We start from the raw sequence: 14871 nt of genomic DNA, 5'->3' as shown, positions 1-14871 counted from the left end.
TTATGACGTACGAACCGCGTTTTACCCTAAATAGGTAAATCCGCGGTCCGTATTTCCTGTCAGCAATATAACGAATAAACTTTTAATGAGTAATCTCCTGGATTACTTGTCCTACGTTACCACTGGGCATCTGAATATGCAGCAGCGCCGCCAGTGTAGGTGTAATGTCTGTCATACCGGTTGTGCGGTTGGTCTTTCCGGGCTTAATACCCCATCCCATCCATACCAGCGGGATATGCGCATCATAAGGATACCATAAACCGTGAGTGGTACCGGTTTTTCCGCCATCGATGTAAGCTGGTGAAAGCGCTATCTGGATATCCCCGCTTCTTTTCGTGTTATAGCCGTTTGTCATCATGGTGCGCATCGGTTCCGGCAATACGGTGGTCATCAGGTCACGTACAGGAAATGCTTTGGCAATAGCCGGCGACTTCAGCAGTTCTGTGATCATAAACTGCTGTATATCATTGCTGCTCTTACCGGCCGCTGCGATGTTGTCATAATTGAGCCAGAACTGGTAATTATCCACCGCCTTGATAACGTTATTCACGCCGAATTTCGCAGCTACTTTATCATTCAGTTCCTTCATGGCAGCGCGGTCGTCCCAGGTGCCGCCCGGCAGTTTATTTTCCTGCAGGAAACCCGGTACATGCGCCACGCCATGGTCTGCCGTGATGAAGAACAGGTACTGCCCCTTTCCTACTTTGGCATCCAGATACTGAAAGAGGGTAGCCAGGTCATGATCCAGGCGCAGGTAGGTATCTTCTACCTCAATGGAATTAGGTCCGAACTGGTGGCCTACATAGTCGGTGGATGAGAGGCTGATAGCCAGAAAATCGGTTACATCTCCCTTACCCATATTATAGGATTCCAGCGCTTTTTTGGCAAATTCCAGGGTCATGGTATTACCATAGGGAGAAGCCGCAATAGTGCCATTGGCAATACCGCTCAGGTCATGCGGAAAAGAAGTGCCGGTGGTGCTGTTTTTATATTTTCCTTCATAGGCTTTTTCATCGGCTGTGCTGAGGGTGTAGGTAGACAGCGGGTAGAGCGTGGTCCAGGGCTTGGCCAGGTATTGCTGGGGCCATTTCTGGTTGTTGAATTCCTGCGCCCAGCCTGGCAGCTCGTTCATGTAATAGGAGCTGGTTACCCAGTTGCCGGTGCTGCCATCGTACCAGAAGGCGGCATTGGCACTGTGGCCTGCAGGTAAGATGGCGCCGCGGTCTTTGATAGCCACGCCTACTACCTTGCTCCTGAAGTTATTGGACAACCGCAGCTCATCGCCGATAGTGGTTACCAGCATATTGCGGGGGCTCATTTTACCTGCTGCAGAGGTGCTGCCCACGGTGGTAACGGTGGTATCTTCCGCGCAATACATGGTACGGCCTATTTCGTTACTATACCAGGTGTTGCCGATGATGCCGTGAATGGCCGGCACAGAACCGGTATACACGCAGGTATGCCCGCAGGCAGTAATGGTAGGTGTATAATTGATGAGGGTATTCTCGCAGGAAAATCCTTCCTGCAACAATCTTTTAAATCCGCCGCCGGCATATCTTCCGCCGTACCGGTACAGGTAATCCCAGCGCATCTGGTCTACTACCACGCCCACTACCAATTTAGGCCTGGAAGTTGCTTTGGTACCCTTGTGGGCAGCTGTATGGTCAAATGGTTTGGGAGAGGTGGCCTTTTGCGCCCATACGGCCGGTGCAACGGCCAGCAGCGCGATTGTCAGAAGATTGTTCCGTTTCATCAGATTGTTAGTAAATTTAAAGGTCTGCGTATAGTTTTAACCGGCAGCGCCCGGTTTTAAAAAGCTGTATAAAATAAGATGCCGGCAAATGTAAACGAAGTTTACAAAAAGTAATATTTTAATACCTTTGTGTCCATTTTTAATGGAAGCAATTAACCATAACATAATATAACGTATGGATATTTTCGAGAAACTGCTGAAACACATGGGCCCCATCGGGGAGCATTCAGAAAGAGCTCATGGCTATTTCGCCTTTCCCAAGCTGGAAGGTGAAATAGGTCCCCGTATGAAATTCAGGGGCAACGAAAAAATCGTTTGGAGCCTCAACAACTACCTGGGCCTGGCTAACCACCCGGAAGTTCGTGCTACAGACGCCAAAGCAGCAGCAGATTTTGGGATGGCCTCCCCTATGGGAGCGCGTATGATGAGTGGTAACACTACTTATCACGAACAGTTGGAAAAGGAACTGTCCGACTACATGGGTAAAGAAGATACCACTTTGCTGAACTACGGCTACCAGGGTATTATGAGCGCTATAGACGCTGTCTGCGGCCGCAGGGACGTGATTGTATACGATGCAGAATGCCACGCCAGTATCCTGGATGGCCTCCGCCTCCACCCCGGCAAACGTTATGTGTTCAAACACAATGATATAGAAGATTGCGAAAAACAACTGAAACGCGCTACTGAACTGGCGAAAGCACAGGGCGGCGGTATTCTCGTGGTAACGGAAGGCGTTTTCGGTATGGCCGGCGATCAGGGTAAACTGAAAGAAATCGCTGACTTAAAGGATAAATTCGAATTCCGCCTGCTGGTAGACGATGCCCACGGTTTTGGTACTATGGGTAAAACCGGCGCCGGTACAGGTGAAGAACAGGGTGTTCAGGATAAAATCGACCTGCTGTTCAATACCTTCGCTAAATCCGGCGCTTCCATCGGCGCTTTCATCAGCGGCGACAAAGCTATCATCAACTACCTGCGCTATAACATGCGCTCACAGATATTTGCAAAATCCATTCCGCTGCCTATCGTTATCGGCCACCTGAAACGTGTACAGCTGATGCGCCAGCATCCGGAAATGAAGCAGAAACTGTGGGATAATGTGAATAAACTCCAGGAAGGACTGAAAAGCCGCGGCTTCAATATCGGCAGAACCAATTCTCCGGTAACCCCCATCTACCTCCAGGGAGATATTCCTGAAGCAACTGCTATGTGCCTCGACCTGCGCGAAAACTACAACATCTTCTGCTCTATCGTGGTATACCCGGTTATTCCAAAAGGCCAGATCATTTACCGCCTGATCCCCACTGCGGCACACTCAGACGAAGATATTGAACTGACCCTCAAAGCCTTCAGCGAAACCAAAGCCAAACTGGACGCCAAAACCTACCAGGTAGCAGAGATCCCTGTTATTTAGTTATTTAGTTATTTGGTTATTTGAGATTTTACATAAATCAGGAAGCCCCCGGAATATTTTGAGATTTTCGGATTTTCGGATTTTGAGATATAAAAAAATGCAGCGGAGATGTGAATTTCTTCGCTGCATTTTTCTTTTAAATTTCGAAATCCGAAAATCTCAAAATCTCAAAATATTCCGGGGGCTTCCTGATTTATTTAAAATCTCAGATAACCAAATAACTAAATACAAAAGGGCTGAGTTGCCTCAGCCCTTACAACAAATCGTTCTTTCACTAGGTGTAAATTTCACTAAATTTTCATCAGGACATGGTAGAATATATGGTCTTCATAGAATTTGGAATAACCAAGTGATTCCAAGTATTTTATATAGGTGTTATATTTTTATATCCGTTGTTTGTTGTTTGATTCTTTCCAAAAATATGTCAGTTTCGTCAGGATAAAATAACACGAATGTGGCATTTTGTTAATGCGTTGTTAAAGTATTTCACTGCAATAATAAATCAGGCAAACAGCAAATGCTGATTTTTTTGAGGAGATGACCACAATTTTTCCGCTTTGCGTAAATGCATCTGACTGCACTATGGTAACTTTGCCGCGACTGCGGCAATCAGCCGGTTTGAAAATCCATATCCGGTTTTTTAAAAAATTCCCGGCAGGCACATAGCACTTTCGTGCTCACCGCTTCAAACGCATGTCCGCAGTATAGTCAAAAGCTGATAAGGAAAATTTAAGTCAACTCGATTGAAACAACACTGGCGCAAACAACTATTCCGGTTACACCGGATATCAGGGCTTATTGCGGGAGCCTTCATCCTCTTCCTGAGCCTTTCCGGGAGTATACTCGTTTTCAGCGATGAAATAGATCATGCCATGTTCCGCCATGCATATGAAGTAACACCCGGTACCCGGCAAAAACCACTCAGCGAACTGATGGACAATGCCGGCAAAGCCCTGCGTGGGAGCAATCCTTATCTTAGCGTTACCCGGTTACCGCAGGCGCCGGATGAATGCATCATCATCCGGGGAGAATTTACGCCTGATTATAAAGTATATCTGTTCATGGACCCTTATACCGGCCGGGTATTACACCAGCAGTCTAATACAGGCTATTTTACGGGCTATCTGCTGTACCTGCACTTCACCCTCATGAGTGGTACAACAGGTGCTGTAATCGTCTTTATAGTGGGTATAATGCTGTTTATATCCATACTCACCGGCATCTGGGTATACCGCAATGCCATCGGTAAAGTGCTCTCCTTCCGCGTGAAACTGGAATGGCATAACCGTACCCGCCGCTGGCGCAACCTTCACCGGATCATCGGGGTATGGGCACTCCTCTTTAACCTCCTGATTGCCTTCACCGGCTTCATGATAGAACTGAAAGTGATAGACAGCCGTAACAAACCTGCCGCTGTCAGCGAACGTATCGCTACGCCCGGAGTAGATTACGATCAGCTGATGACCGTTTCCCGGCAGCAGATCCCCGGCTTCGTACCGATGGGGCTGCGTCCTCCCAGAAAGGCCGGCGACCCCGTCCGTATCCTCGGACATGCAGCTGAACCGGCTATCTGGGGCCGCTATTCATCCTCCGTCTCCTTTGACCCCTCCACCGGCGCAGTGAAAAAAACGGTCAACTTCAGCAAGGCAGGTCCCGGCGATAAATTCAACGCCTGTATTGCCCCGCTGCACTTTGGTAACTTCGGCGGCATCCCCGTTAAAATCCTCTACTCCCTGTTGGCTTTAACACCCGGCATTTTATCCATATCCGGTTTCCTGGTATGGTATCGCCGGAAATTCATTATCAAAACGCACAGGATCTGACATTGAAATAGTGAATATGAAGAAGTATTTAATTATCGGTATAGTAGCTCTTTTCACTACTATACAGGCATCTGCACAAAAAATCACCGGTGTTCTGACGGATACTGCCGGTACTGCTGTTCCCCTCCTGAGAATATATCTCGCCGGTACGCAGAAGCATGCCGTTTCCGGCCCGGATGGCCGGTTTGTAATCAATAATGTAGCACCCGGACAATATACGCTCATCGCTGCCGGTATAGGCTATACCACCCTGGAGCAGCCAGTGACGGCCGGCGCCGGTGAAACACCCCTCCGCCTCACCATCCGTCCGTCGGAAGTAGGGCTGGGTGAAGTGGTAGTCACCGCCGGCAGAAATAAAGAGACGCTGGGCACTGTTCCCTCTTCCATTACTGTCATCAGCGGAAAACAACTGCGGGAGCAAAGCGCTATCACAACAGATATTAACCAGCTGCTCAGTATGAACGTTCCGGGCCTCACGCTGGGTACCAACACCTCCACCAACAAAGGTCAGACCCTCCGCGGCCGCGGCATGCTCATCATGATAGACGGAATTCCCCAGTCTACCCCGCTGCGTAATGGCGATAAAGACATCCGGAGTATAGACGTTTCCGTTATTGAGCGGGTGGAAGTCATTAAAGGATCTACAGCAATTTATGGCAATGGTGCGGACGGAGGCATTGTCAACTTCATCACCCAAAAAGCCAATACTGACAAGGTTTTCAGCGGCAGCACAACAATATCCACCACCGGATCGCTCAGCAGCCTCAAAAACAGCTTGGGCGGGCGCATCTCTCAGCTCTTCAGCGGCGGAATTAACCGCTTCGATTATGTGGTAAGCGGCGCCTATGAGCAAACCGGCGTAAACAAAGATGCCAGCGGCGAAGTAATAGGCCCTTTCCAGTCGCTCAGCGAAAATGAAAACATCAATGCCTTTGCCAAACTGGGTTACAACTTCAACAGCAACAACCGGGTGGAGCTGATGTACAATTACTACCGCACCATGCAGAACAGCAGCTATGTTGATTCCGGCGGAAAATTCGGCTACACGCCCATCGTAGGGAGACTGGGCAGCAATCCCGGCGATAAACAGGGGACTCCCTACAATCATAACGCCGGTCTGAATTATACCAGCAAAAACATCTTCCGTAATACTTCTCTTCAGATAAACCTGTATTACCAGGATTTCTATACGGTGTTTGAATACTCTGATTTCTATGCGCCACCGGGTAATTCTGCCATCTCTTCCAAAAAGATGGGCGCCAGGGCCAACTTCAATACTGTCTTTAATTTCAGTCCGGATGTTTTCGGGGATGTTACCTGGGGGCTGGATGTGCTGAACGATAAAACATCGCAGCCACTCACTGACGGCCGCGGATTTGTGCCGCAGATGGATATGAAAAATATTGCCCCTTATGCACAGCTGAAAACATATCTGTTCAAGGACTTTTTGGTGAAAGCAGGGGTGCGCTATGAAAATATTAAACTGGATATTCCCGATTATACAACCATTAAATACGGCGCCTATGCCGGCGGAGTAGCAGTAAAGGGTGGCCGCCTGCCGTACGAAGCGCTGGTATTCAATGCCGGCCTGCGTTATACAAAGTTCCCCGCATTCAATCCGTTTATCAGCTATTCTCAGAGTTTCTCACTGTATGACCTGGGACGCACGCTGCGCCTGGTGAAAAAGCCTGCCACAGGAGAAGATGTGAGCATCAACACCATTCAGACGGAACCTATTATCACCAACAACTACGAGGCAGGCTTTAACAGCAGCATTGGGAAGTTTAATGCGTCAGGTTCCTATTTTATCAGTACTTCCAGTCTGGGTACCAGCCTGGTAGACGTTGGCGGCGTCGCTGTTCCGGAGAGAGCACCGGAAAGGGTGCAGGGCTTCGAAATAACGGCCGGCTACCAGTTCCTGCCGAACCTGTCTGCCAACGCTTCCTGGTCGCACGTAGAAGGTAAAAAAGACGTGAACGGTGAAAAAACATACCTGCCTACCACCCGTATATCGCCGGATAAGGTGATGGCCAATGTAAACTACTCTCCGCTGAAACAGTGGGATCTGGGTGTTTATTACATTTATTCCGGTGTTCGTCAGCGTTTTCAGGCAGATGCCAAAGGCAATTTTGCCCTGGGACAAGGTCCGGTAGGTGATTTCCAGCTGGTAAACCTGTATACTGCCTGGCATTTCAATAATACCACTACCCTGCGCCTTGGCGTAGATAACCTCCTGAATGCCGGCTATTACCCGGTCATGTCTCAGGCCAAAGTACGCAACGACTCCTACTACAAAGGCAGCGGCGCCCGGTTTAACCTCGGCCTGACAGTAAACATGTAGTTATTTTATTATTTGGTTATTTGAGATTTTGAATAAATCAGGAAGCCCCCGGAATATTTTGGGATTTTGTGATTTTCGGATTTTGAGATAAAAAAAAATGCAGCGGAGATCTGAAAGTCTTCGCTGCATTTTTTTTAAAATTTCAACATTTGAAAATCCGAAAATCCCAAAATATTCCGGGGGCTTCCTGATTTATATAAAATCTCAAATAACTAAATAATTACATTTATTTTTTGAGGTGTTCTTCGATAGAGGTATCGTAGATTTTTTTCCAGTCCTGCAGTTTGCCCCAGTCTTCGCCGTTTATTTTAACGTGATCGCCGGTTACCACACCCGCTTTCTCGTAACGTACGGAAACATCGGAAGCGTCTACCAGGCTGTGCATGAGTGCTTCGAATTTCTCTTTATCCGCAGGTTTAACGGTAACGACTACACGGCTCTGGCTTTCACCGAAGAGGTTCGCATCTCTGCGGAATTTCTCGTTCAGGTGCAGTTCAAATCCGAGACCGCCCGCCATAGCGCTTTCCATAGCAGTTACGAATAAACCGCCTTCGCTGATATCGTGCGCGGACTGAAGCAGGCCGGCTTTGTTCAGTTTGGCGATAGCCTGCTGCAGGTGCAGTTCTTCCTCGAGGTTGAAGTGCGGTGCAGGGCTGAATTCGATACCGATAATTTTGTGCAGGTATTCAGAGCTGTTGATATCATTGCGGTTGCGGCCGATCATGTAGATCAGATCGCCGGCTTCCTTGAAGTTAAGGGTGATCCGCTGATCCATGCTGTCGAGGATACCCACCATACCGATAGTTGGCGTTGGGTAAACAGGGCCGTCCGGAGACTGGTTATAGAAGCTCACGTTACCGCCTGTAACAGGTGTGTTGAATTTGCGGCATGCTTCACCCATACCTTGTACAGCGTGTACGAACTGGTAGTAAACTTCCGGATCGTAAGGGTTACCGAAGTTCAGGCAGTTGGTGATAGCTACTGGTTCGCCGCCGGAGCAGACGATGTTACGGGCAGCTTCTGCAACTGCGATCTGACCACCTTTATGCGGGTCAGCGAAAACGTAGCGGCTGTTACAGTCGGTGGTCATAGCCAGGGCTTTTTTAGACCCTTTGATCAGTACCACCGGAGCATCGCTTGGTGCGTTGGTGCTGGCATTGGCAGTACCTACCATGCTGTCGTACTGGTTGTAGATCCAGCGTTTGGAAGCGATGTTAGGTAAAGCAATGATTCTTTCCGCCACGAAGCGTGGGTTCTCGGTATCCTGTACGTTCTGGATATCGAAAGCCTTTACTTTCTGGAAGTAGGCCGGCTCGGTATAAGCGCGGTGATATTGGGGGGCGCCTCCGCCGAGTACCAGGCTTTCCGCCGGAACATCTGCTTCAAGTTCGCCGTTCATGTAGAATTTCAGGTTTTTATCCTTGGTTACTTCACCGATCTGAACGCAGTGCAGGTCCCATTTTTCGAAGATATCGAGGATTGGTTTTTCCTGACCTTTTTTCACAACGATGAGCATACGTTCCTGGCTTTCGCTCAGCAGCATTTCCCATCCTTTCATGTTGTCCTGGCGGGTAGGAACTTTATCCAGCCAGATATGCATACCGTGTTCGCCTTTTGCGCTCATTTCGGCAGTAGAGCAGGTGATACCGGCAGCGCCCATATCCTGCATACCAACAATAGCGCCGGTTTTGATGATTTCGAGGCAGGCTTCCAGCAGTTTCTTTTCCTGGAAGGGATCGCCCACCTGTACAGCCGGCAGATCTTCCACGCTGTCTTCCGTGATGTTCGCAGACGCAAAGGAAGCGCCGCCGATACCATCTTTACCGGTAGCGGAGCCCACGATGAATACGGGGTTGCCTTCACCGTGAGAGGTAGCGGAAACAGTCTGGCCTACTTTTACGATACCAACGCTCATCGCGTTTACCAGCGGGTTGGTGCCGTAGCAGTCTTCGAAATAGGTTTCACCGCCAACGGTAGGAACGCCGAAGCAGTTACCATAGTGGCCGATACCATGTACAATACCTTTAACCAGGTGTTGTGTTTTTTTATCATTGATATTACCGAAGCGCAGGGAGTTGAGTGCTGCGATAGGGCGTGCGCCCATGGTAAAGATATCGCGGTGGATACCACCAACGCCTGTGGCAGCGCCCTGGAAGGGTTCGATGGCAGACGGGTGATTGTGTGATTCAATTTTAAATACAACAGCCAATCCATCCCCGATATCAACAAGACCGGCATTCTCTTCCCCTGCCTTTACCAGCAGGCGGTCGCCTTCGCGGGGCAGTGATTTCAGCCACACGATAGAGTTCTTGTAAGAGCAGTGCTCACTCCACATAACGGAGTACATACTCAATTCGGTAAAGTTGGGGGTGCGGCCTAAGATGGATTTAATTCGTTCAAACTCGTCAGCAGTAAGTCCCAGCTGTTCAGCAATTTCTACGGTGGTTTGCATGTATTTAAGTATAAAAAAACGAGTAATTAAAAAGAAGATGCAAACCTACATGATTTTACGGCAAATGCCAAGAAAGGGGCCGCAAGAATTGCGCAGTTACGGATGGAATAGGGATATCCGGAACCGGGGTATCATTTCTAAGCGCTTTCTTTCATATTATTATTTTTTTAATTTATCAGTTTTCAGACATCAGGTGTATTATTTTTTATAAAAATCTCAAAAAAACAACGTTTTAAAATTCTGTATTGTAATTTTTTGGTTAAACTGAACAAAATATTTGCATTTACAGAGAGGTATGCGTTCTTTTGTGTAAAATTAATTACAGCATGCAATCGTTACGTTTCACCGCGCTGGAAGGATTAGCTGGCGTAGACTCCAAACTCACCGAACATAACGGTAAAATCACTGAAGTTTTCGGCAGCAATGTTTTTACTGGAAAAATTGTCAGGGAATACCTGAGTGATGAGGCTTACAAAAGCCTGATGAACTCCATTAAGAATGGTACAAAGCTCGAGCGCAAAATGGCTGAGCAGATTGCTTCCGGTATGAAAGCCTGGGCAATGAAGAAAGGTGTAACTCACTACACCCACTGGTTCCAGCCTTTAACAGGAACAACTGCTGAAAAGCACGATTCATTCTTTACCCTGAAAGGAGACGGCACTGCGCTGGAAACTTTTGACGGCGATGCGCTGGTTCAACAGGAGCCGGATGCTTCCAGCTTCCCGAACGGTGGTCTGAGAGCTACTTTCGAAGCCCGCGGTTACACTGCATGGGATCCGTCTTCACCTGCCTTCATCCTGGAACAGGGTTTCGGCAAAACACTCTGCATACCAACAATCTTCGTTTCCTATACAGGCGAGTCTCTGGACTTCAAGGCCCCGCTGCTGAAAGCGCTGGCTGCGATGGACAAGGCTGCCGTTGACGTATGTAACTATTTTGATAAAAATGTCACCAAAGTAACCGGTACCCTGGGTTGGGAACAGGAATACTTCCTGGTGGACGAAGCTATGGCAAATGCCCGTCCTGACCTGATCATGACCGGCCGTACCGTAGTAGGTCATGCTCCTTCCAAAGGCCAGCAGCTGGAAGACCACTACTTCGGCGCCATTCCTGAACGCGCCTACGCTTACATGCGCGATTTCGAAGAAGAGTCCTACAAACTCGGCATTCCGCTGAGAACCCGTCACAACGAGGTGGCTCCTTCCCAGTTCGAGTGCGCACCTATATTTGAAGAAGTGAACATCGCAGTAGACCACAACTCACTGCTGATGGACGTCATGAATAAAGTGGCCAAACGCCACAAACTGAAAGTGCTGCTGCACGAAAAACCTTTCGCAGGCATCAACGGTTCCGGTAAACACAATAACTGGAGCATGTCTACCGACACCGGCGTTAACCTGCTGGCTCCCGGTAAAACGCCGAAAACCAACCTGATGTTCCTCACATTCTTTGTGAATACCATCAAAGCGGTACACGACTACGCAGACCTGATGAGAGCTGCCATTGCTTCTCCGAGCAACGACTTCCGCCTGGGCGCCAACGAAGCACCTCCGGCCATCATTTCCGTATTCACCGGTAAATACCTCTACGACGTACTGCAGGAAGTAAAATCCCGCGTAAGCAACAAGTTCGACGAACAGGACGAAGCTATCCTGAAACTGGATCTGCACCGCCACATTCCGGAACTGATGCTGGATAACACCGACCGTAACCGTACTTCTCCGTTCGCTTTCACCGGCAACAAGTTCGAGTTCCGCGCCGTAGGTTCTTCCGCTAACTGCGCTTCCGCCATGACCGTGCTGAACACCATCGTAGCCAAGACCCTGACCGATTTCAAATCCGAAGTTGACGGGCTGATCGAAAAAGGTGAGAAAAAAGAGATTGCAATTATGCAAACTCTTCGTAAATATATTGTAGATTCGGAAAAAGTATTATTCGAAGGCGACGGCTACAGCGAAGAATGGGAAAAAGAAGCAGAAAAAAGAGGTTTACAGAACATCAAAACCACGCCTAAAGCGCTGGATGCGATGATCACACCTAAAGCCACTGCCCTCTATACTGAAACCGGGGTTTACACAGAGAAAGAATTACACGCACGCCACGAAATCCTGCTGGAAGACTACGTGAAGAAAGTACAAATCGAAGCCCGTGTAATCGGCGACCTGGCTACCAATACCATTCTGCCTTCTGCTATCAGCTATCTCAATGAACTGATCGGCAATATCCGCGGACTGAAAGAAATTGGTATGGGTGAAGCCTCCTATAAAGCACAGCAACAAATTGCCGCTAAAATCTCTGAACATATCAACGTAATCAGTGAAAATGTTCAGGCAATGATAGAAGCCCGCAAACTGGCCAACAAGCTGACTGACAGCCGCCAGAAAGCGATCGACTACTGCGAAAAAATCAAGCCGTATTTCGACGTTATCCGCTACCACTCCGATAAACTGGAATTCCTGGTGGACGACAAGAAATGGGCGCTGCCTAAATACAGAGAACTGCTTTTCTTGCGATAAAACCGTAAGATTGTTTTGGTGTATGATTAGCCCCGGATCTTTATCCGGGGCTTTGTTTTTTTAAAAAATCAGTAATACTACTTAGCCCGCCAATCCGCATGCAACAGGAATACAGCACTGCAGATACGCCCTTTATAACTGACAGGACTATACGAAAATATGTTGCCGTTGTTTAGCTGATAACTTCTTCCTACATTCGATACAGCAATAAACGTTTATTACCCCGAAACCTTTCCCTGATACCGGATCCACCAGGAAGACATCATTTTTATTCACCCTCCAATCCCAGATTTTTCACCCATGAAAAAATATCAGTTACTCCCTGCCGGCTGCATGATAGCCGCAGCTGTCCTGTGCTTCAGCAACTGCATCAAACCCCGTCCCGGCGAATGGCCCGTGCCATCGCGGCCTGCCGGCATTGCTAAAATAGCCGTTATTCACCAGGGCCAACCCGATACATTCACCTTTTCGTATAACAGCTACGGTAACCCGCTGTCCATTGTTCCACAGCATTATGAAACCGGCTGGAACCAGTTCACCTTCAAGTATGATAACCAGCAGCGGATGGTGAGCAGAAAAAGCGCCTACACGACGGAAGACATCTATGATTTTTTACACCGGTACCGGTACGATCATTTAAACCGGATTGTACGGGATACCGAATATTATGTTTTCCCGGTAAATGATCTGCAACCCATTAGTACTACGGCTTACACATATGATAACCTGCACCGGATCATTAAAACGGTCAGAGAATTTCTTCCCGGCCCTGTAAATAAAAAATCCGCCGGCCGGCGGATCGTCGCCCATGATTATTATTACAATGCGCTGGGTAACGCCTGGAAAATTCATATCAGCGATAACCTGTTTTGTCCGGATGAATGCAGCGAATATGACATCTATCCTCAGTATGATAACCACGTGAATTATCACCGCCTGCATCCGTTATGGCAGTTTCTCAGCAGAGACTACAGCAGGAACAATGCAGTTCAGGCGTTTAATTATAACAGTCACCGTTTGCCGCTGGCATTTACCATACCGGATTCACTGTGGCATAACGGCATTTATACACTCCCGTGCATAAATGCAGCACAGGCGTCTATCCTGTATTATTAACACCACCAGGCTACAAACAAAAAGCTCCGGAGAAAAATCCCCGGAGCTTTGCTATATAACGTTAATGGTTATACGAGTTTGAACGTTTCAGTGAACTTCGTGGTAAAGTTACCCTTACGGAAATTCTCATCACGCATCAGCTGCTGATGGAAAGGAATCGTGGTTTTCACGCCTTCGATCACGAATTCGCTCAGCGCACGTTCCATAGTATTGATCGCTTCTTCACGGGTTTGCGCCATCGTGATGATTTTAGCCACCATGGAATCGTAGTATGGCGGGATCACGTAACCTGCGTAGATGTGGGAATCCACACGTACGCCATGACCACCGGGGATATGCAGTACTGTGATCTTTCCGGGAGACGGACGGAAGTCGTTGTACGGATCTTCCGCATTGATACGGCACTCGATCGCGTGCATCTGCGGTGTATAGTTTTTACCGGAGATAGGAATACCGGCAGCGATTTTGATCTGTTCTTTCACGAGATCAAAGTTGATCACTTCTTCGGTAACGCCGTGTTCTACCTGGATACGGGTATTCATTTCCATGAAGTAGAAGTTACGGTGCTTGTCTACCAGGAACTCAATGGTACCAACACTTTCGTAGTTGATCGCACTGGCGGCCTTGATAGCAGCTTCTCCCATTTTTTCACGCAGTTCGGGCGTCATAAAAGGAGAAGGAGATTCTTCCACCAGTTTCTGGTGACGGCGCTGGATAGAGCAGTCTCTTTCACTCAGGTGGCATACTTTTCCGTATTGATCGCCGGCTACCTGAATTTCAATATGGCGGGGTTCTTCCACGAATTTCTCCATGTAGATACCGTCATTATTGAAAGCAGCACGGGCTTCATTTTTAGCCATGTTGTAGGAATTCTCCAGTTCACTTTCTTCCCAAACCACACGCATCCCTTTACCACCACCGCCGGCAGTGGCTTTAATGATTACCGGATAGCCCATGCCCTTTGCGATGGATTTTGCTTCTTCCACGCTCTGGAGGAGGCTCTCAGAACCCGGAATAACGGGTACCCCTGCAGCAATCATTGTTTCTTTGGCAGTCATTTTATCTCCCATTCTACGGATCATATCCGGAGTAGGGCCGATAAATTTGATACCGTGTTCCCCACAGATTTCCGCGAAGCGCGCATTCTCAGCCAGGAAGCCGTATCCCGGATGGATAGCGTCTGCATTGGTAATTTCGGCTGCGGCCATCAGGTGAGGGATATTCAGATAAGACTCGCTGCTTTGTGGCTTTCCGATACAAACGGCTTCATCTGCAAACTTCACGTGCAGGCTGTCTTTATCTGCTGTAGAATAAACTGCCACCGTTTTGATACCCATCTCCTTACAGGTACGGATAATCCGAAGGGCAATTTCACCACGATTGGCAATCAATATTTTTTTGAACATTGTTTTTCTTATAAGTTGATATAATAGCAAATAGCATAAAACAATTA

At 48.2% G+C, this 14871-nt stretch carries 8 protein-coding genes; 5 read left to right on the top strand and 3 right to left on the bottom strand.

The window, feature by feature from the left end; genetic code table 11:
• Positions 1-82: 82 nt before the first annotated feature.
• Complete coding sequence (gene pafA, locus GWG06_RS12105; RefSeq protein WP_160713503.1) at positions 83-1753, bottom strand: alkaline phosphatase PafA; 1671 nt, start codon at positions 1751-1753, stop codon at positions 83-85.
• Positions 1754-1928: 175 nt separating this feature from the next.
• Here pafA and GWG06_RS12100 point away from each other — a divergent pair, with 175 nt between their 5' ends.
• The 3 genes from GWG06_RS12100 to GWG06_RS12090 all read left to right on the top strand — a co-directional run bounded on the left by GWG06_RS12100 (position 1929) and on the right by GWG06_RS12090 (position 7334).
• Positions 1929-3170, top strand: a complete 1242-nt coding sequence (locus tag GWG06_RS12100) for an aminotransferase class I/II-fold pyridoxal phosphate-dependent enzyme (RefSeq protein WP_160713501.1) — start codon at positions 1929-1931, stop codon at positions 3168-3170.
• A gap of 743 nt (positions 3171-3913) precedes the next feature.
• Positions 3914-4993, top strand: coding sequence for a PepSY-associated TM helix domain-containing protein (locus GWG06_RS12095; protein ID WP_160713499.1), 1080 nt, complete (start codon positions 3914-3916; stop codon positions 4991-4993).
• 16 nt (positions 4994-5009) lie between these two features.
• On the top strand, positions 5010-7334 hold the full coding sequence (locus GWG06_RS12090; RefSeq protein ID WP_160713497.1) for a TonB-dependent receptor: 2325 nt from the start codon (positions 5010-5012) through the stop codon (positions 7332-7334).
• A gap of 226 nt (positions 7335-7560) precedes the next feature.
• Here the strand turns inward: GWG06_RS12090 and purL are convergent, their stop codons facing one another.
• Entirely contained in the window at positions 7561-9786 is a 2226-nt protein-coding gene (gene purL / locus GWG06_RS12085) for a phosphoribosylformylglycinamidine synthase subunit PurL (protein ID WP_127042549.1), read from the bottom strand.
• A 326-nt stretch (positions 9787-10112) separates the two neighbouring features.
• Between purL and GWG06_RS12080 the strand changes: the two genes are divergently transcribed.
• Positions 10113-12302 (top strand): glutamine synthetase III family protein, encoded by a 2190-nt coding sequence (locus GWG06_RS12080; protein WP_127042547.1) that lies wholly within the window; start codon positions 10113-10115, stop codon positions 12300-12302.
• A gap of 300 nt (positions 12303-12602) precedes the next feature.
• A complete protein-coding gene (locus GWG06_RS12075; protein WP_160713495.1) occupies positions 12603-13418 on the top strand; it encodes a hypothetical protein in 816 nt (271 codons plus the stop codon).
• Positions 13419-13486: 68 nt separating this feature from the next.
• Here GWG06_RS12075 and accC read toward each other — a convergent pair whose 3' ends face one another.
• Positions 13487-14824, bottom strand: a complete 1338-nt coding sequence (accC, locus tag GWG06_RS12070; protein WP_127042543.1) for an acetyl-CoA carboxylase biotin carboxylase subunit — start codon at positions 14822-14824, stop codon at positions 13487-13489.
• Positions 14825-14871 lie beyond the last annotated feature (47 nt).

It is taken from the genome of Chitinophaga solisilvae (assembly GCF_009928525.1).
Taxonomy (GTDB): Bacteria; Bacteroidota; Bacteroidia; order Chitinophagales; family Chitinophagaceae; genus Chitinophaga; species Chitinophaga solisilvae.
The sequence above is the reverse complement of the archived record's forward strand: the minus strand, read 5'-3'. Positions and strand labels throughout refer to the sequence as shown.